This window comes from Rothia sp. CCM 9418 (genome assembly GCF_048512825.1).
Taxonomy (GTDB): domain Bacteria; phylum Actinomycetota; class Actinomycetes; order Actinomycetales; family Micrococcaceae; genus Rothia.
The window spans coordinates 71,891-91,361 of sequence record NZ_JBLXXX010000003.1; the positions used below are offsets into that span (position 1 = coordinate 71,891).

The following is a 19,471-nucleotide window of genomic DNA, read 5'->3' on the forward strand; positions in this document are numbered from 1 at the left end:
TTAACTTTATAAGAACTTTTTAGGAAAGTCTCCAACGCTTGTGTTTAAAAACTGTTTTTGAAAGCAGGAGAAGCACACATCGCCAGCCCACCAAGAAGAATGCTAAGACAATCGCGCTCACGATAAAGAAGCTCCATGCTGTTCCACCACCAAAAACAAGTCGCAATAAATGCCCCATAATAAGAACAGAAGCCCATATTGCAACACCAGAAATAAGGGAGAATGGTCGAGCTTTAACGAATGGAACAAAACGAATCGCTAAGAATCCTAAAAGAAAGGGGATAGCGGTCAAGAAAGTTCCAGACAAAGGCTCATGGTGATTATGTCTGCCAATTCCAGCAAAGAACAGAATCATTAAGATGTCGATGGCAGTACTAAGATGAGGGTTCAGAGAACCTCGAGTTCGAGAACGAGTGGCCATAAGGAATATCCTTCCATAAAAATATATATCTGCATTATCTCTCTGGCACAACAAGGTTTTTAGATATATTGACAGTCGTGTCATTAATTTTCATAAGACAGGTAGAGCGCTGTTTTATGACCGGTCGTCTGTCAAGATTATTCATCGGTGGTTTATCGCATGAAAAAGCTTCAAAGAGTTGCGACGCGTGCACAGTTGGGGAGTATAAAAATATATCTACTTTACATAATGTAGATTATCGGCTATCTAGAAAAGTGGGTATAAGTGAAAACTACTAGGTTCTTCTTTGCCGATAAGAATATAATGAAGATATACCGCAAAAGGAGCTTTATATGTTTGATTGGTTCACTAACCACCTCTGGGCTTTTTGGATTCTCACAGCCATCCTACTGGCAATCATCGAGATTCTTTCCCTTGATTTTTTCTTCCTTATGCTTTCATTAGCAGCCTTAGGAACATCAGCCTCAACACTTTTTACTGAATCACTCAACATTCAAGTCTTTATCTTCGCGGTACTCAGTATTGTGCTTTTACTTGCTGCACGCCCAAAGCTCATCCACCGACTTAATAAAAACACCCCAAATATTGCGACAAACACCGCAGGACTTATCGGACAAGAAGTTAAAATCCTTGAACAAGTAACTTCACATTCAGGACTTGTCGAGCTAGCTGGAGACACTTGGACAGCACGTTCAGTAGATAAAAATAAAAGTTTCTCCCCCTCTCAAAATGCTTATGTTTTGAAAATTAAAGGAGCAACAGCGTATATCGGCGAACATAACTCCTAAAACCGCACCGATAGACGCACCAGAGAAAGGTTGTGCATACCATGCCGCTAACAATTGTCCTCACATCACTTGCTGTTCTTGTAGCAGTTATTCTTTTACGCGCAGTACGAATCATTCCCCAAGCCAGCGCAGGAATCGTTGAACGACTCGGAAAATACCACACTACTCTCAACCCAGGTTTTCACGTCACAGTACCCTTCATTGATCGCGTACTCCCCCTCATTGATTTACGCGAACAGGTTGTATCCTTTCCAGCGCAATCAGTTATCACAGAAGATAACCTTGTAGTAGGAATTGACACGGTCGTATATTTCCAAGTAACAGACCCACAAGCTGCCACCTACGAAATTACCAATTACATCCACGCAGTCGACGAACTCACTTCAGCAACGCTACGTAACGTCGTCGGTGGACTCAACCTTGAACAAACACTTACCTCTCGAGACCAAATCAATAGCGAATTACGAGGCGTGCTCGATAGTACAACTGGCCGTTGGGGTATCCGTGTTTCACGCGTGGATATTAAAGAGATTCAGCCACCAGCTTCAATCCAAGATTCTATGGAAAAACAAATGCGTGCAGAACGAGATCGTCGTGCTGCTATCTTAACAGCTGAAGGTCAGAAGCAATCTCAAATTCTTACCGCTGAAGGCGACTCCCGTGCGGCAATTCTTCGCGCTGAAGGTCAGAAGCAATCTCAAATTCTCACTGCCGAAGGTGACGCAAAAGCAGCAATCCTTCGTGCGGACGGAGAAGCTCAAGCTGTCCAAAAAGTCTTTAACGCTATTCACCGAGCTAACCCCTCACAGAAATTGCTCACTTACCAATATCTACAAACACTTCCAAAACTCGCCAAAGGTGATGCAAACAAACTCTGGTTTATTCCTACAGAACTAGGAGAAGCCCTCCGCGGATTAGGAAATGCTTTTGACCCAAAGAGCTTTAGCACCGAAAATTCTATGGCCACTACAGAAACAGCTCAAGAGCCTTCTGCACAAAATGCTGAAGAGCCCCTCGTCGAAACGGACATCATTAAAGTCACTCCAGAAGACCTCAACCCAAACCTAGATAAACTCAATACCGGAATCGAAGTTCCCACTGAAAATAAACCAGGTTCGCCCTCATAGGTAGATTCGACAGAGGGAAAAGGTCTATAATGTTTCTTTGACCCACTTAACGTGAGTCAGCATATTTTACGCCCCTATCTGTTTTTCTCATAGAGGTTCAGCCAACACATTTGGAGGATATTAAATGAGCGATCGCAGCCTACGTGGTATGCGTCTTGGTTCGCAGTCGATGGAAACTGAGGCAGGCGTTGAGCCAGCTCCCCGACAGCGAGTTGAATACCGAACAGAAAAAGGTGAGCGAGTTTTTGTCACCTTTGCTCAAGAAGCCGACATTCCCCAAACGTGGACTGCAAAATCTGGAGATGAAGCATACCTCGTCAACGGTGAAGGCGATCAAGAGGAATCCCAGGAAAAACCAGTTCGCACACACTGGGATATGCTTCTAGAACGTCGCAGTATTGAGGAGTTAGAAGACACCCTCCAGCAACGTATCGACTACTATAGACAACGTCATTCGCTTTCCTAGAAAGCCTCTATAGCCAAAGATGATGGGGGGTGTTTCGTCACTAGTTAGTGACGAAACACCCCCCATCATCTTTAACGCATCAGGTGTGATACGACGACTTCTCGCATCACACCTGATAGCAAATGTCTTATGATTTACCGAGCAAAGAACCAGCCAATTGTTTTACCTTCTCATAACGAGAAGTTAGCCCCCAGCCTGTCACTTTGGTCATCGAATCAAGAATGATGGAACTATCCATCTTTGATGTGCCAATAGCACGTTCAACAAAAGTAATCGGAACTTCAACAATATTGAGTCCAGCTTGTTCTGCTCGCCATGCAAGATCAACCTGGAAAACGTATCCTTTAGAATCTGTATCGTTTAGAAGCAAACGTTCAATCGCCCCTCGACGGAAAGCACGATACCCGGCAGTAATATCATTAATCTTTGTACCTAAAATGATTTTGGTGTAAAGATTTGCGCCACGAGATAAAATCTGACGATGAATAGGCCAGTTCTCAGTCTTTCCACCAGGAACGTAACGAGAGCCAATAGCTAAATCCGCACCATTTTCAATGGCTTTGAGAAGCGCAGGTAATTGTTCTGGGCGGTGAGACCCATCTGCATCCATCTCAACAAGGACATCGTACCCTTCGCTAAGACCCCATTTAAAACCAGCGATATATGCTCCACCTAAACCGTCTTTGACAGCACGGTGCAATACATGAACCTGAGAATCTTTAGCAGCAATCTCATCAGCAAGATCACCAGTACCATCAGGGCTATTATCGTCTACCACTAAAATATGGCAGGTTGGAACTGCTGCACGAAGCTCCCTTACAACAACAGGAAGGTTCTCTTTTTCGTTGTATGTAGGAATCACCGTCAATACACGCATTAGCCATTACTCCTTGTGCGCTTTAAAAGAGCGCTTTGAAAAATTCAGATACCAGTATATAAGTTCTCACACAGGTCTTCTGGTAGTTTTAGGTGAGCCTAGGCCATGATTTTGCAGACGATTTACTCAAAATAAGCTGACCGCCAATATATAGCGACGATAAAACTGGCAAATTCGCTTCCTGAAGGTACGGCAAAGAAGGAACTCGAGAACGAGGATCGGTGCTCCAATTCTGCGCTATTCCTTGGTTCTGGGGTGATTCAAGAGAAGTAATCTCCCACAAAGCACAATCCGCCGGCGTAGAAGGGACCAGCTGCCCATGAAAGCTTGAGGGCTCCCCTAAGCTGCGATACACGCTACGAGTTAATGTATGAAACATGCCACGTGATGTCACAGAAATCTCAGGCGTGTTGTGTTCCATGAATTGATGGATTAAATTCCATCCTAAAATTTCAGGCATAGAAGAATTCGGATCAGAACCGCAGAAAGTAACTGCACCTGAAGAAATTGCGGCAGATAATGAACGATGGACGTCTTCATTAACGTAGCAAGTAAAGCCTAAAGAAATTTTATACTCTACGCATTGCATGATGGATTCTTGGCTCAGATAGCGAACACCGTCACAGCGTATTGAAGGGAAATGGTGTAGTTCTTGGTCTACTAAACGCTTGATGAAAGGTTGATATTCGCCTTCTCCTTCAACGTGTACTGAAAGGTGATAGTTTCTCGAAGCTGCAACCTCAAGGATTTCCTCTAGTTCCAAACAGGTAGCAGACAGGGAAATACGGTCAACTCCCCTAGATAAAGATTCAACCTCACCTAAAGAGTTAACTTCACAATAAAGGTATCCGTGTACCCCTACTCTAGATAAGAGAGAAGACACCTCATCAAAAATATCGGCAGGAACATTATAAGTAACTCCCCCATAACCGTGCTCTAATAAATGCCTCGTTAACGTTTCAGCCTCAATAACGGTAGAAACACGTGCCATCCCCAAGCTAAAAGCCGCGCACAAAAGGCGTCCACCCATATCGACGCGTTGCATCCGACTATCGTAAAGAGAACGCGCCCCTGCTTCTGAACCTACCCACTCAATATTTGCACCGTCAATAAGAACAGCTGTCGCTTCGGGATCAACAGGGGTATGAACTAAACCAGAATGACATAAAAGAAGAGAAGAAGACATTTTTACCTACCGTCCCTCAAGCTCAGTCATGACAACACCACGACGAATCAAAAGAACTGTAGCTTCACACTGAGTACGAAGCTGAACGTCCGAAACACTAACATGAGAAATCTGGTTAAGAACATCAATGACCTGACGCATCCAACGCACAAAATCTCCCGCAGACATATCAGCGTGCTCAAGAACCTCAGATAAAGATTTACCCCTAGCCCACTGGTAAGTAGACCATACAAAACCAAAATCAGGAGCTGATGTTACCGGCAAACGAGAACGTCTTTCAGAAGAACTCAGCTGTTCCCAATGAGAATACACTTTCTGGAGAGATAACTCGATAGAGCGGTGCGGGTACTTCTCTAACGGTACGTATTCCCCACTCTTTGAATGATATACCACAGCCGATATGACAGAAGCAGTCGCGGCAGAATCCAATCCGTCTAAGAAACCGTCCTCTAAACAAAGAGATAGCAAAAACTCCCGCTCTCCATGCAGACGACGTAAGTTCTCTCCGGCTTCTGTCAAATAATAATCATGTTCATCATGATACATATACCCATAATCTTCAAGTAGCCTAGTAATACGCTCAAAGACCTTAGCAATGGTATTAGTCCTCGTATCAATCTGCCGACGAAGAGTTTGAGTGGTAGCGTCAAGTTTACGCCAACGTTCTTCCCAACGGGCGTGTTCTTCCTTGTCAGGACACTCGTGACAAGGATGCTCCTGCATTTGCTGACGCAAATTTTCTAGCTTGTCAGAAGATGGGAAGCCTTCCCATGACAACGAAGTATCCCGGCGGGGAGGACGCCCCTCGTATAGAGCAGTTCTCATACGAGATGCAATATCTTGGCGCTCTTTAACGCTTCGACCCCGTACCTTACGCGGAATCTTTACATAAGAAACAGGTTCGATGGGAGCCTCAACTTTAGAGCTAGGTAAAGCTCTATGCTGAGCTTTCTCATTGATAATATCAACTTCAAGAACACCGTCTCGGGCTTCTCTACATTGAAGAACTGTTGCATAACCGCGATAACGTCCACCGGGCAATTCTATAATGTCTCCAGAACGCAAAGATTTTAAAGATTCAAGAGCAACAGCTTTTATATAGCTACGACGTCTCTTCTCAAGATTCTTCTTCTCCGTTCTAACAGCACGTACCAATTGCGCATATTCAAAGTAGTCACCACGTTCACACGATAATGATTTCTGGTATCCCGCTAAGGCGCGCTCATTTTTACGTACACGCTGAGCTACCCCCACAACAGACTTATCGGCCTGAAACTGAGCGAAGGACGATTCGAGAGTTTTCTTGGTTTCGTAGGTTCCAAATCGTGCTACTAAATTAGCGCTCATATTATAGGTAGGGCTAAAAGAAGAGTCCAAGGGATAGGTTCTTTTCGAAGCAAGTGATGCAACATGGTCAGGGTCTAGACCGCGTTTCCATATCACGACAGCATGACCTTCAATATCAATTCCTCGACGTCCAGCACGCCCGGTTAACTGTGTATATTGTCCAGGAGTAATATCTACATGGTTTTCTCCATTAAACTTTGTTAACTTTTCAAGAACAACAGAACGTGCTGGCATATTAATACCTAAAGCAAGAGTCTCTGTAGCAAAAACAACCTTAAGCAGACCTTGAGAAAAGAGTTTTTCCACAACATCCTTATATAACGGCAATAAGCCAGCATGATGTGCAGCAATTCCGCGAAGAAGACCGTCTTTCCAGCTATAAAAATCTAACGCTTGGAGATCTAAATGGTCAAGATGACGAGTAGCTTCAGTCACGTACTCTAAAATTTTATGTTGTTCTCGGTCTGTTGTAAGACGTACATCTCGCGCAATGCAATGTTTGACCGCGTCATCACAACCATTACGAGAAAAAATAAAGTAAATAGCTGGAAGAAGAGCATTCTTATCTAAATTCTGGAGTATTTGATAACGAGGAATTCGCCCCGGTATCGTCCGCGGATGACGAGAATACCCAGATTTATAGCCGTGGCGACCACGTCCATAATGACTATTTCGAGGAGAAGACTTTAGCTGACGTAGCCTCGGGTTAATAACATACCCTTTAGACGTTTCTTGTGCAGAACGATATTTTGCTAAACGAGGATCTTTCTCATCAGCAAACATATCAAAAAGTTCTCCGCCTGCCATCATATGTTGCAGAAGAGGAACGGGACGATGCTCAGAAACAATAATTTGAGTCTCTCCGCGGACGGTATCTAACCAATCTCCAAATTCTTCAGCGTTTGAAATCGTTGCTGATAAAGACACTAGAAGAATATCTTCAGGAAGGTTAATAATCACTTCCTCCCACACAGCACCGCGCGCACGATCAGCTAAGTAATGCACTTCGTCCATCACCACATAGCCGAGTTCTTCCAAGGTAGAAGAATCATCGTACAGCATATTTCGAAGTACCTCAGTTGTCATCACGACAATTTGCGCTTCAGAATTAATTGACGTATCGCCGGTAAGTAGCCCAATAGCATCCTCACCATAGATTTTCACTAAATCATGATACTTCTGGTTGCTGAGAGCTTTAATAGGAGCCGTGTAAAACGCCTTTTTCCTCTCATGAAGTGCACGATGTATAGCAAATTCACCCACAAGTGTTTTGCCCGCACCAGTAGGAGCAGCAACCAAAACATTTTTATTCTGTTCAATCGCCATACACGCATCTCGCTGAAAACCATCCAGCGGGAAGTTCAACGTATGAGCAAAATCGTCTAAAAGGTTAAAGCTGCCATTATCCATCATCTTCTCCATCATATTTTTAGTGACGTCGTAGGATGGCGCATTTTCTACAACGTAACAGCCTGTGTGAGTCAATCAGTGTTGTTTTCTACCCTATCGCATCTGAAACAAAGAGGGGTGAACGATTCTCGTTCACCCCTCTTTTATTTCAATATTATGATTTTATTCTTGGGTAGTAGGCTCTTCACGTCCCAAGCGTTCAAGCTCTTCAGCGCTTGTAGCTCTATTGAGTTCCTCATCAGTGAGTCCTTGTGCTAGTTTTGCTTGTTTTTTAGCTCGACGCTTATCTGACCATAGACAGATAAGAATTGCGATAAAGAAGAAAACAATCAATGGAGCAGCAAGATAGAACATGGTAGCAACGTCATTGCCAGGAGCTGTAGCTGCAGAAATTGTTGCAATAAAAATAACAACCCAACGCCAAGATTTGAGCACGGTCTTACCAGATAGCAGACCGATGAAGTTTAAACCAACGAGAATAACAGGAGTCACAAAAGCCAAAGCAAAGGAAAGCATAAACTTCACGAGGAAGGATATGTATATTTCTGCTGTCATCACGTTAGTGCCGTTAGTGGGAGTAAACGACGTGAAAGCTGTTACCACGCCAGGGAAGCTATACCACGCAACAATGAGCCCTAAAACAAACATCGGTACAGCACTAAAAATAAAGCCTAGAGCATAGCGACGTTCTTTTTTATACAGGGCAGGAGTAATAAAAGCCCAAAGCTGGTATAGCCATACAGGAGAGGCAAGAGCAATGCCAATATATAACGATACGGACACCAAAAGACCGAAGCCTGATTGGATGGTGTCATAGTTCAAAGAAGCTAAACGGCCCTCTTTTTGCAGCTCCTGTATAGGAACAGAGATTGCCTCGATAAAAGGCATATAAAGAAAGAAACCAGCAATAGTCGTCAATAAGGTAGCAACCGCAGATTTAATGACTCGGTTTTTGAATTCGCGGATATGCTCCTTCAACTCCATATTTGCTTGAGGATTATTCTTACGACTATGTTCCCGTGCCATTCTTACCCTAAAAAACTTGTACCAGCACAACCATGTAAACCCGCACCCTCAATACAGAGTAAAGGGGCGCGGGTCTACTAGTTAGAAGCAGCTCTCTTTATTTTGTCTCAGATTCAGTATGTGAAGGCTTGTTATCAATCACTTCGCCACTTACAACCTCATCTTCAGAAGTAGCAGTAGGAGTTGCATTCTTCTTAGAGTCTTTCTTCATGCCCTCAACTTCTGATTTGAAGATGCGCATCGACTGGCCAAGGCTACGAGCCATTCCAGGGAGCTTAGGAGCACCGAAAACTAGAAGAATAACAACCACCAAGATGAGGAGGTGTACCGGGCTGTCAAATAGTCTACCCATGAGAATCAGCACCCTTTCGTGTGTTTCGATAGAGGTCGCCCACGCGTTGTGGCTGACCGAGTGTATCTCGCTTCTGTATTCTACGCGAGATTCGTTCTTGTTGACGCTGTTTCTTACCTTGCTCATACGAAGCGTAGCTCTCAGATACCGGCGTAAAAATAGCCGGAGGAGATGTACGTTTCACTAAACGAGTAGCAGTAGCAGCAGATTCCTCCCAGGTTTTAGCACAGTTATCGCTCAACCGTAAAAACTCTTCAAAAGCCGAAGCTCCTTTAAGAATCATTCGGTAGGCGTGAAATGCCAGCCAAAGAACTGATACCAGAACTAAGACACTCCATAAAACTATCCAAAACCACCAAGGCATATTTCATAGTATATAAACCATTTACGGCTAAAACCGTAAAAACACTGCCTAAAACACCGTGGAGTTTGCTTAAGGTTTTTAAAAGACCCCATCTGAAACGCTATCTCTCAAGATGGGACCTCCTAAAATTATTGACGAACGTCTAAAAGATCTACAACAAAAATGAGGGACTCCCCCGGCGCAATAGCGGCACCGGCGCCACGTTCACCGTAGGCAAGTTCAGCGGGGATTTCTAAACGACGTCGTCCTCCAACGCGCATGCCCAGTAGTCCTTGGTCCCAGCCTTGAATAACTTGACCGACACCAACACGGAATTCTAGTGGAGTGCCACGATTCCAGGAAGCATCGAATTCTTCACCCGTTGAAAAAGCAACACCCACATAGTGGCAAGAAATAGCGTTTCCTGCCTCAACCTCGGGGCCTGTTCCAATAATTTGATCAATGATGACCAGTTCTTCTGGGGCGCCATTGGCAGGGAAATCAATTTCAGGTTTAGTACGATCGAGTTCGCGTTTACCAAAAGACATAATAATCCTTCTCCTCTGTTAATTATTCAAAGATTTTTATTGAGCCGGTGATTCTTCAGGCGTAGAGGCTTCCGGAGTGGGTTCGTTCTCCGCTGGAGCTTCAGCTTTTGATTCCGCAGGAGCTGGCGTTTCATCGCTCTTTGATTCTTCTGCCTTCTGATGAGCTTCTTCAGCGGCCTTCTGCTGAGCGATAACAGCTTCTGGCGTCGGCATAGCTCCAAGAATGTCGACAACAAAAACGAGAGCGCCACTAGGAGCACCACTTGCTGGATTTTCCCCATAAGCAAGCTCAGGCGGAATAATCAAAAGCACACGAGAACCAACTTTGTGACCAGATAGTCCTTCTTTCCAGCCTTTAATAACGCCGCCCAATGAGATGTCTAAAGGATCACCGTTATAATTGCCGTCGAAGGACTTCCCATCTTCCCAACGGACGCCCTCATACTTGACATATACTTGGTCTGTACTCTCAACGGTACGCCCTGAACCTTCAATGAGGTCCTGTGTAACAAGTTCCTTAGGAGCATCTCCACGGTCATCTTTAAGTTTGATGACACCAGCGCCACTATCTGCAATGTCAAAAGACTCTAAAGCTTTATTCCAGTCTTTTTTATCCAGCGCCTTTCCAGTTGCTTCGGGGAGAAGCTTCTGAACGACGGTATACACCTCAACATTAGTTGGTGAATCAGCAGGAGCAGTCGAAGGAGATGCTCCTGACTCAGAGCTAACAACATTTGTTGAATAGGAGAAAGAAGAACCTACTTTGTGTTCTGTTAGCATCGAATATAGTTCTGGCGCGTTCTCTTTAAGCTTTTCTCCCACCAAAATCATCAGAGGCTTTGACTCATAGGTTGTACCAAGCTCTTTAGCTTCTTTACCGTCAAAAATTGTTGCTTGGATCAGCAACGTATCTCCGTCTTTTACTGAATCTCCATCACCTTCCGAAATAAGGTGCGTTTCAGTTTTCCCCACGCTAAAAGGAGTCGCAAAAGAAACCGAAGGAGCGGCTGTCGCATCTTTGAGATCATAAGATACCTTATCTAGGTTATTATCACTTCCGCCTGAACAGGCAGACAACGCTAAAGATAAAACGATTCCGGCAGTAGTTAATACAATTTTCTTAGGCACGAAATATGACTTTCTGTTGGTTATACAATCTAGGAGCTCATAAGACACGAAGCCCTCACTAAAAACTGTAACAGTATCTAGACAAAAGGAGGAGCCCACTGTTGAGCACTATTATGACGCAAAGTTTCTAAAAGAGCCTGCACCTCAGAGTTAGAAACCTCAAAAGGATCTTGACACACAATATTAAATTGAGGCTTATTATTCAGGCGTAAGTGTACCCAATCCACAGTAAACGGCTCCCCTGCTGCACGAGAAGCACGAATAAACTCACCACGAATTTTAGCGCGAGTTTCTGGAGGAACCATGGTAGCCCGTTGAATACTCTCTGCATTAAGGAGACGTTGTGCTCGTCCTGCGCGTGCTAAGACATTGAAAATACCACGGTCAGGGTCAATATCGTGGTAGGCAAAATCAAGTTGGACGATACGTGGATCAGCATATCCGCTAGCTCCTCGAGCAATATAAGAATCAAGGAGTTTTTTCTTAATAGCCCAATCAATCTCTGTATCAATACTGCTGTACTCCCCCGTTTCAATGGCTTGAAGAGTACGCTCCCACAAGTCCAGAACATACGGAACATGCTCGTGGTGAGCACCATGGTGCTCAATATAGTTCCTCGCAGAATCCAAGTAATGACGCTGCATATCTAACGCACAGCAGAAAGAACCATCACGTAACGGGAATGGTTCCCGAGCGCTCAAATCATGTGAAACAACGCGTAGAGCAGTTGCCGTATCAGAAATCTCAAAATTACGAAGAGGATAATGATCCTCTAACATTCGAAGAACAATATCCGTAGAGCCAATCTTAAGAAGTGACGTTGTCTCCGACATATTTGAGTCACCATTAATCACGTGCATGCGACGGTACAACGTTGCATCAGCATGCGGCTCGTCACGAGTATTAATGAGAGGGCGAGCGCGAGTGGTTGCAGTAGAGGCGCCTTCCCAAATGTAGTCTGCTCGTTGTGAGAAAGAATAGCTAGGTTCTCCGGCTTTCCCGAGAGGACGTGGAGCCCATTCTGGTACTCCTTGCGGGTGCACTTTTCCTGCGCCGGCAATGATTTGTCGAGTAATCAGAAAAGGTATAAGACTTGTTGTGAGTTTTGCGAACTCTACTTTTCGTTCAAGTAAGTAGTTCTCGTGTGAGCCAAAAGAGTTTCCCGCAGAATCAACGTTATTTTTGAATAAGTAAATTCTGCCGTGATGGTCTTCTGCTTCTAAGGTGTCTTGTGCTTGATTGACGAGGTCAGCGAAGAGGACCTCGCCTGCTTTATCTTGGGCAATCAAATCTGTGATTGTTGTGCATTCGGCGGTAGCGTATTCGGGGTGAGATCCTACATCAAGATAGAGCCTTGAACCATTCGGAAGAAAGACATTTGTAGAGCGCCAAGTATCTACAACAGGTTTGAAAAGTATTCTTGAGGCTTCTTCTGGTCCGATAGGACCTAATGAGTCAGGTACGTAGGTGATTCCGTACTCGGTTTCTATTCCGAAGATTCGTTTTTGCATAGTTCTATTCTGTCAACGAGGGTGCTCTCAATAAGTGAAATCACCGATATTTTATTGGGTGATGGAGTGTTTATTCTCCACCTTTTTGGACGAACCCTTTAACAAAGTCTTCAGCGTTTTCCTCAAGAAGACCATCAATTTCTGCTAGGAGGTCATCTGTTTCTACGATGAGGTCTTGGTTAATCGCAGTGCTCTGAGATGCAATGTTGATGGGGGTTTCTTCTACAAGGTTTTGTTGTTGCTGCGCTTGTATGCGTTGGCGTTCCATTGTTATTCTCCTTCGTGGTTAAGTTGGTCAATTAGGGTGCTCGCATTATCGACGTTTAGTAGATGTTCGATACTCTTTTTAGTGTATGCCTTAGGTTCATCTAATCTCAACCGGTGAACAACAGTATCCCAGGGGCTTCTTGCTACTATGGTGTCCCAGTTGGCGCTGAGTATTTCTTCTGGCCATCGACGAATCATCGTGCCTCGTAGATAGGCGCGGGTGTCTTCTGGTGGGTAGTGGCTGGCAAAAGCAATCTGTTCTGGTGTAAATAGCGTTTTCATTCTGCCTAGCTGAACAAGCTTATAGTACAGGCCTTTATGTGGGCGGATATCTGCGTATTGAAGATCGATAGCTTGTAATTTGGGGTTATCCCAGTTAACACCTTTTTGAACATATTGATGTATGAGCTGGTATTTTGCGACCCAATCGAGAGTGTCAGCTAAAGCGAATAGGTCAGTTTCTAAGAGAGTGAGGGTTTTCTCCCAGAGATCTAAGATTTCTTGTGTGTGCGAATCTGGGTTTTGTTCATATTTTTGTGCAGCTTCAAGATACAGTCGTTGAATCTCTATAGCTGTTAGGGATGTGCCGTTCGTTAACGGTAATTGCTGTTTCAAGGTTAGGTCGTGGCTGACGGTGTGCATGGCTTTGACGGGGTCAGCTAATGCTATTTGAGGGGCTTGATGGTTCTCAATCAAGTTCAATACTAAAGAAGTAGTACCAAATTTGAGAAGGTTCGAATAATGAGAGAGGTTTGCATCTCCGATAATGACGTGTAAACGTCGATATTTATCCGAATCTGCGTGTGGTTCGTCGCGAGTATTAATCATTGGACGACGAATCGTTGTTTCTAAGCCGATAGTCCGTTCGAAGAAGTCGGCTCGTTGCGAAATCTGATAGCCAGGTTTTTCAGAAGCTGTGCCGATGCCAACACGTCCAGCACCAGTCATAATCTGTCGTGTTGCAAAGAACGGTAAGAGCGCTTCAGAGAGTTTATCAAAGTCTATTTTTCGTTGAATCAGATAGTTTTCATGCGAACCATAGGATTGACCTTTGGAATCAGTATTGTTTTTATAGAGTTGCAGGTTAGGTAGTTTTGTCTCTTCTGCTGTTTCTTCAAGAGTTTGAATGGTTCGTGCTGCAAGATAATCTCCAGCAGCGTCCCATAGTACGGCGTCCCGCGGTGAAGAAGTTTCCGGTGATGAATACTCGGGGTGTGCGTGGTCAACGTAGAGGCGTGCACCGTTTGGCAAGATAGCGTTCATGGTAACGGCATCAGGGTCAAGGCGTTCTGCATACGCACCTGACTCTAACAATGCTTCTGCAGCAATATCTTCGCTGGTGAGTACCGCACTTTGGTGGGTGAGCTGGCTGGGATGAGCGGATTGTTCTTCTTGGGTGTGCCCGTAGGCGTCTTGTAGGGGTGTTTCAGAGTCGTATTCCCATATTGTTGAACTATTTTGTGCAGAAAGTTCTCGGCGGAATAGTTTGTTATAGGTATCAACCACTTCGGCAGAAAGCATCGTCGGGTTGGCGTGAGGGTGGGTAGGGGCAATAATCCCGTATTCGGTTTCTGCTCCGATAATGCGCTGTACGCTCACAATATGCTCCTTTGAGACGATGCTTGAGGTAACGCTCTACCTGTTTTTTCGGCTGAGCGTAGCTTTGGTTAGTATGCAGGTTCGACAGAGACAATGTTCTCTCGAATATGGCGTTGAGCTAATACTTGTTCAATCTCTGACAACGGGGGTATCTCTCGGTGCCCACCAAATTCTGCAGCAATGGCTCGGTTGATATGTTCTTGTGTTATGCCGCGGGTACCATCTCGTAGTTCATCTTTAATAGCATAGTTTTTTGCGGTATCAACGATATTTCGGATGACTGCCCCCGAAAGAAAATCTCCTCGTTTAAGCCAAAGTGTTTGGCCGTTGTCTAACGTGATGTGTAGATACCTGTTATGTGCAGAGTCTTCAAAAAGCTGGTTTAGCGCACCGTTAATAAGGTGTTGCACTGTTTCGCTAGCGTTTTGTGCGCCTTGTTGGTCAGTCGCTCCAAGAGGAAGGTCCTCTGTAATATAGAGGCTAAAAATTTCTCGGGCACCGTGAATATCGGGACGATCAATTCTTATTTTAATGTCAAGGCGTCCAGGTCGTAGCACTGCGGGGTCAATCATGTCCTCACGATTGGTTGCTCCGATGACAATCACGTTATCGAGCCGTTCAACACCGTCAATTTCAGTCAATAATTGTGGGACAATTGTTGTCTCGACATCAGAGGAACGACCGGTGCCACGTGTTCTAAAGAGTGATTCCATCTCGTCGAAGAAGACGACAACGGGGTTTCCTTCTTCTGCTTTTTCACGGGCAGCGGTGAAAATATCACGGATTTGTCGTTCCGTTTCGCCAACGTATTTGTCAAGAAGTTCGGGGCCTTTGATATTGAGAAAGTACCCAGTTTTCGCTTCCTTAGGGTGCACGCTTGCTGCCCTTTTTGCAAGAGAATTTGCAACGGCTTTAGCAATCAAGGTCTTTCCATTACCGGGAGGACCATACAGCAAGATACCGTGTGGTGGTGATAGCTGGTATTGGCGGAAAACATCAGGGTGCAAGAAAGGAAGCTCAACAGCATCTTTAATCTGTTCGATTTGGGTATTTAGACCACCAATATGTTCGTAGGTGATGTCAGGAACCTCTTCAAGAACGAGTTGTTGCGCTTCTAAGCGAGGAACTCGTCCAAGCACCATCCCAATACGTGAATCGTAGGTGAGGTTATCCCCCGCTGAAAGTTCTTGTGTCTGTATCGCGCCGCTGACTCGGGCAACAGTCTTTGTTTGTTGTCCAAGGTCAATGAGCACACGCTCATTATCGAGAACCTCACGTAAAGTAACAACTTCACCATAGTTTTCGTAGCCGAGACTGATGACTGCTTGAGTCTGGTCATTGAGCAGGACTGTCATACCTGGGGCAAGCGTTGTAATGTCTAATAATGGTGAGCAGGTGATGCGCACTCGTCGCCCAGAAAGCATGACATCAACGTATTCTTCTGCTTCTGCCGGTGTAACGCCCTGTGCAAGGTCGTCGTATGTCATCCGCCCTAAGCTGACGGCTAAAACGACAGCAGAGTTCAAAGGTGGGGAGACTTCTTGGGAGAGGCTCAAACGTAACCGTTCGATTTCAGCTTTAGTTTTACCAAGCGCGAAAACAAGTTTTTGGTTTCGTTCTCCGGCTTCTCGAAGCTGTCGGTCAAGGTTACGCCGGCTGTCTGTTGACACACTGAGCTGACGTAGCACTCTCTCGTAGTCTTGGGATGAAACAGTTTTGTTCGTTGAGTCAGTCATGATTCGTACCAGATTCTGCGGATAGGTCTCTAACGATAGATGAGGGTGCGCCCCCTATCGAATCAGGTTTATGGTGTATGGGTTGTTGATTGTGCAGATTTTTCAGCAAGATTTTGTGCGTCTCGTGCTGCCCTGCGTAATTTTCGGTCAGAAACGTTGCGTTCGCCTAGAGCTGCAGGAGTCCATGCGTTAAGGTCTTCTTCTGAGAAATCTGTTTTTGAAGCGCGACGTTTCGGAGCAAGTCGTTCTGCGCCGTCAGCAAGGCGACGAGCGGTGATGAGGAACCCAGTATGTGCCACCATACGGTGGTCGGGGCGAACAGCCAGACCTTCAACGTGCCAACCGCGAACCATAGTCTCATGCGATTCAGGCTCAGTAAATCGGCCGTCTGCACGGAGAGCTTCAGCAACTCGAGAAAGCTGCGTTACGGTTGCTACGTAGCAGATGATAACGCCGCCTGGTGTTAGTGCTTGTGCTACTGCGTCAAGGCATTCCCAAGGAGCTAACATATCAAGAACAGCGCGATCTACGCTTCCAGGTTCTTCAACGTCGCCGAGAGTTTCAGCAAGGTCTCCTAAAGTAATGTCCCACGCCGGATGCGGTCCACCAAACATGGTTTCGACGTTTCCTCGTGCGATTTCTGCAAATTCTTCTCGACGTTCAAAAGAGCGGAGGTGTCCGTAATCGCCGATAGCTCGTAGAAGGGCGATAGAAAGCGCACCAGAGCCTACGCCTGCTTCGATAACGCGAGCGCCAGGGAAGATGTCAGCCATAGTAACGATTTGTCCAGCATCTTTGGGGTACACTACGGCTGCCCCGCGGGGCATGGAGAGGACAAAATCTCGGTAGAGTGGTCGGAATGCTTGAATTTTTAGCCCCGAGGAGTTTTCGATAACGGTTCCTTCGGTTTTTCCGATGAGTTCTTCGTGGGTGAAGAAACCGTGATGAGAGTGGTATGCCCCGTTAGTTTCTAGGGTGATGGTAGTAATCTTTCCGCGTTCGTCGGTGAGTTGTACGCGTTCTCCGGGTCGGAAAGGTCCACGACGGTTGTTGCTTCCGGTGGGGGCATGATTGGTCATAGGGAGTTGTTCTCCTTGAGGTATATAAGGCTCATGAGCTGCTGTTAGGTTAGTGTTCTTTATTTATTCTCTCAGATACTAGGCTGAGGTGTTGCATGTTGTTGTTCAATGAGGCTGACCTAACATTTAGCGGTGTTTTTAGATGAAGTCTTGATAGAACAAGATTCTTTGTTGTTTTTGTGGTGTTGTTGTCATCCACGCAATAGGTTGTTCGCTGGTATGTATGGAATCTGGTACCTGTTTTCGATGGTATTCGTAAAAGTGTTCGCGTAAGTCTAGGTGTAAGGCTGTATAGGGTATGTATTCGGGGGCGCTCGGATGTGAGATGGTTTTGAGGGGCTTGTTGAGAAGGTTTTGAAGTAGTTGGTCGTCGTTGGGGCCGGTGTGTTCGATGGAGGTGAGGACTGCAGGGTCTACCCAGTAGATGGTGTCGTGTTTTTGGTAGATGGGTACATCATGGTGGTTCCAGGTGCTGAGGAACTCTTGAATAGGTGTTTCTGGTGAAATGCGGATGGTTTTTCGTGACAGTTTTGCTGCGCTGATGGGGTAGTTTCTACTTTTTTGAGTCACGATGCGTTGTAGTGCTGGGTATGAATTTTTCCAAAGGGTGATGCTTAAGAATGCTGTCACCAGCAGATATATGGGTGAGGTGATATTTTCTGAGGTCACCAGGAAGAGTATGACTAACGGTAAAAGAAGTAATCCGATGAGGGCGGTGTAGAAAATTCCGGTGGATCGTTTTTTACTGGTAAGAGTGATGAACGCTTCTAGAGCGTGTGCTCCGTCGAGTGGGTATACAGGAATGAGGTTGAAAAGAGCGATGAGGAGGTTAATATGGCTCGCTAGTAGTATTCCTAGGCTGATGTTGTGCTCTGTTGTGAGGGGTTCTAGTATTCCAAGGAGTAGGGCGTACAGGATATTGATAGTTGGTCCGGCAAGGGATATGAGGATGGAGCTAAGAGGGCGGCCTTGGTCGCTTCTTGTGATTCCACCCCATAGGGTCATTGAGATGTAGTGAACTTTAAGGTTGAAAAGGTGTGCGGTAAGAGCATGTGCTAATTCGTGGATAAGCACCCCGAGGGCGATAAGTAGCGCCAGTATTGTAGAAGTGGTTAGTGCTGCAGTCCAGTTTGTGATGTAGGTTGTTTTTTGGGTGAGGTAAGTGGCGTATCCAAAGATGGTTATTGCCATGAAGATAAACCATGATATTCGAAGATAGATGGGGATACCGAAGAGTGTTGCGATGTTGAGCTCTGAAGGTCTTCTCAAGGTGTTTGTCCTCGTCCTCATGGTGGTGTGCTAGGCCTTTTCTCACTCTAGTGTATGCGGTGATATCTCACGTGGCGTTGGTGTGAGTCGTGGAAGATAATGGGCGTAGAATGTTGTTTGTGTCTACTGCCAAAAAATTTCCTCATAATATTTATTCTCTTTCGGAAGCTGATCAGCAGCCATGCACGGTGATGTTATGTGCTTTTGAGGGCTGGAATGATGCAGGTTCTGCGGCGACAGAGGTTATTGACTATTTGATGCGAGTTTTTCCGGCAGAGCCTATTGCTGGATTTAATACAGAATCTTTTTATAGTTTTACGGAGTCGCGTCCTCGTCTGGAGTCTTCTGCTGATGGTACTGGAAAAATTATTTGGCCAGAGCTTCGTTGTGTGGCGTTGCAGGTTCGTGAAAATCTTCAGTTGTTAGTGGTTTCTGGGCCTGAACCGAATGTTCAGTGGCGTAGTTTTGCAACGGCGTTATTGCAGTATGCGCAACAACTTTCTGTTGATCATTTGTTGTTCTTGGGCAGTCTTTTGGAAGAGATTCCCCATACTCGCCCTTTTCCTGTTTCAGTTAGTAGTTATACTTCTAAGTTGCGAGCCTTTGAAGGTGTGCAGGTGCAGTCTTATTCTGGTCCGACGGGGATTGTTGGTGTTCTTGCGTTGATGGCGGAGGATTACCCTATGACTGATGTTAGCTGTTGGGTGTCTATCCCTCATTATGCGGGTTTGCCGCCTCATCCTAAGGCGACTTTTGCGCTTTTACAGACGGTGGAATCTATTTTAGATATTCAGGTTCCGCACGGTCGTATTCTTCAGGAGGTGCAGGCGTGGGAAGACGGTGCAGAGGCGTTATTGGAGGAAGACCCAGAGCTCGCTGCTTATGTGCGCGAGTTAGAGTCGCAGTCGGAGAATCTTGTGCAGTTCAGTGGCGAAGATATTGCTGCTGAATTAGAGCAATATCTTCGCCGTCGTGAGGAGTAAAAACAAGT

19 protein-coding genes are annotated in these 19,471 nt (G+C 45.4%); 4 read left to right on the forward strand and 15 right to left on the reverse strand.

Annotation, left to right across the window (positions count from 1 at the left end):
* Positions 1-19 precede the first annotated feature (19 nt).
* Positions 20-421, reverse strand: coding sequence for a DUF3054 domain-containing protein (locus ACN083_RS04895; protein WP_419101715.1), 402 nt, complete (start codon positions 419-421; stop codon positions 20-22).
* A 332-nt stretch (positions 422-753) separates the two neighbouring features.
* Between ACN083_RS04895 and ACN083_RS04900 the strand changes: the two genes are divergently transcribed.
* From ACN083_RS04900 to ACN083_RS04910, 3 genes are all read left to right on the forward strand, one after another.
* Positions 754-1,209 carry an NfeD family protein gene (locus tag ACN083_RS04900; RefSeq protein ID WP_419101716.1) on the forward strand — a complete coding sequence of 152 codons (456 nt, stop codon included), beginning with the start codon at positions 754-756 and terminating at the stop codon, positions 1,207-1,209.
* A 41-nt stretch (positions 1,210-1,250) separates the two neighbouring features.
* Positions 1,251-2,336, forward strand: a complete 1,086-nt coding sequence (locus ACN083_RS04905) for an SPFH domain-containing protein (protein ID WP_419101717.1) — start codon at positions 1,251-1,253, stop codon at positions 2,334-2,336.
* A 124-nt stretch (positions 2,337-2,460) separates the two neighbouring features.
* A complete protein-coding gene (locus ACN083_RS04910) occupies positions 2,461-2,802 on the forward strand; it encodes an RNA polymerase-binding protein RbpA (RefSeq protein WP_419101718.1) in 342 nt (113 codons plus the stop codon).
* A 127-nt stretch (positions 2,803-2,929) separates the two neighbouring features.
* On the opposite strand, the gene ACN083_RS04915 is transcribed toward ACN083_RS04910, so the two are convergent.
* The 14 genes from ACN083_RS04915 to ACN083_RS04980 all read right to left on the reverse strand — a co-directional run bounded on the left by ACN083_RS04915 (position 2,930) and on the right by ACN083_RS04980 (position 18,480).
* Positions 2,930-3,679 (reverse strand): polyprenol monophosphomannose synthase, encoded by a 750-nt coding sequence (locus ACN083_RS04915; RefSeq protein ID WP_419101719.1) that lies wholly within the window; start codon positions 3,677-3,679, stop codon positions 2,930-2,932.
* An 88-nt stretch (positions 3,680-3,767) separates the two neighbouring features.
* Positions 3,768-4,865: a hypothetical protein gene (locus tag ACN083_RS04920; RefSeq protein WP_419101720.1), complete on the reverse strand. Its 1,098-nt coding sequence runs from the start codon at positions 4,863-4,865 to the stop codon at positions 3,768-3,770.
* Between the two features lie 6 nt (positions 4,866-4,871).
* The gene (locus tag ACN083_RS04925; RefSeq protein ID WP_419101721.1) at positions 4,872-7,697 is read right to left on the reverse strand and encodes a DEAD/DEAH box helicase; all 2,826 of its coding nucleotides are present in this window, start codon (positions 7,695-7,697) and stop codon (positions 4,872-4,874) included.
* A gap of 87 nt (positions 7,698-7,784) precedes the next feature.
* A complete protein-coding gene (tatC, locus tag ACN083_RS04930) occupies positions 7,785-8,648 on the reverse strand; it encodes a twin-arginine translocase subunit TatC (protein WP_419101722.1) in 864 nt (287 codons plus the stop codon).
* Positions 8,649-8,745: 97 nt separating this feature from the next.
* On the reverse strand, positions 8,746-9,000 hold the full coding sequence (gene tatA, locus ACN083_RS04935; RefSeq protein WP_419101723.1) for a Sec-independent protein translocase subunit TatA: 255 nt from the start codon (positions 8,998-9,000) through the stop codon (positions 8,746-8,748).
* Positions 8,993-9,283 carry a hypothetical protein gene (locus tag ACN083_RS04940; protein WP_419101724.1) on the reverse strand — a complete coding sequence of 97 codons (291 nt, stop codon included), beginning with the start codon at positions 9,281-9,283 and terminating at the stop codon, positions 8,993-8,995. The genes tatA and ACN083_RS04940 overlap by 8 nt, the downstream gene beginning before the upstream one ends.
* 209 nt (positions 9,284-9,492) lie before the next feature.
* Entirely contained in the window at positions 9,493-9,891 is a 399-nt protein-coding gene (locus ACN083_RS04945; protein ID WP_419101725.1) for an FKBP-type peptidyl-prolyl cis-trans isomerase, read from the reverse strand.
* Between the two features lie 36 nt (positions 9,892-9,927).
* A complete protein-coding gene (locus ACN083_RS04950) occupies positions 9,928-11,019 on the reverse strand; it encodes an FKBP-type peptidyl-prolyl cis-trans isomerase (RefSeq protein ID WP_419101726.1) in 1,092 nt (363 codons plus the stop codon).
* Positions 11,020-11,096: 77 nt separating this feature from the next.
* Entirely contained in the window at positions 11,097-12,530 is a 1,434-nt protein-coding gene (gene pafA, locus ACN083_RS04955) for a Pup--protein ligase (protein WP_419101727.1), read from the reverse strand.
* A 70-nt stretch (positions 12,531-12,600) separates the two neighbouring features.
* Complete coding sequence (locus ACN083_RS04960) at positions 12,601-12,798, reverse strand: ubiquitin-like protein Pup (RefSeq protein ID WP_419101728.1); 198 nt, start codon at positions 12,796-12,798, stop codon at positions 12,601-12,603.
* A gap of 2 nt (positions 12,799-12,800) precedes the next feature.
* The gene (dop, locus tag ACN083_RS04965) at positions 12,801-14,396 is read right to left on the reverse strand and encodes a depupylase/deamidase Dop (protein WP_419101729.1); all 1,596 of its coding nucleotides are present in this window, start codon (positions 14,394-14,396) and stop codon (positions 12,801-12,803) included.
* A 68-nt stretch (positions 14,397-14,464) separates the two neighbouring features.
* Positions 14,465-16,132: a proteasome ATPase gene (gene arc / locus ACN083_RS04970; RefSeq protein ID WP_419101730.1), complete on the reverse strand. Its 1,668-nt coding sequence runs from the start codon at positions 16,130-16,132 to the stop codon at positions 14,465-14,467.
* Positions 16,133-16,200: 68 nt separating this feature from the next.
* Positions 16,201-17,211, reverse strand: coding sequence for a tRNA (adenine-N1)-methyltransferase (locus ACN083_RS04975; RefSeq protein WP_419101731.1), 1,011 nt, complete (start codon positions 17,209-17,211; stop codon positions 16,201-16,203).
* A gap of 138 nt (positions 17,212-17,349) precedes the next feature.
* Positions 17,350-18,480 (reverse strand): site-2 protease family protein, encoded by a 1,131-nt coding sequence (locus ACN083_RS04980; protein WP_419101732.1) that lies wholly within the window; start codon positions 18,478-18,480, stop codon positions 17,350-17,352.
* Positions 18,481-18,599: 119 nt separating this feature from the next.
* Between ACN083_RS04980 and ACN083_RS04985 the strand changes: the two genes are divergently transcribed.
* The gene (locus ACN083_RS04985; RefSeq protein WP_419101733.1) at positions 18,600-19,463 is read left to right on the forward strand and encodes a proteasome assembly chaperone family protein; all 864 of its coding nucleotides are present in this window, start codon (positions 18,600-18,602) and stop codon (positions 19,461-19,463) included.
* The last annotated feature ends 8 nt before the right edge of the window (positions 19,464-19,471 follow it).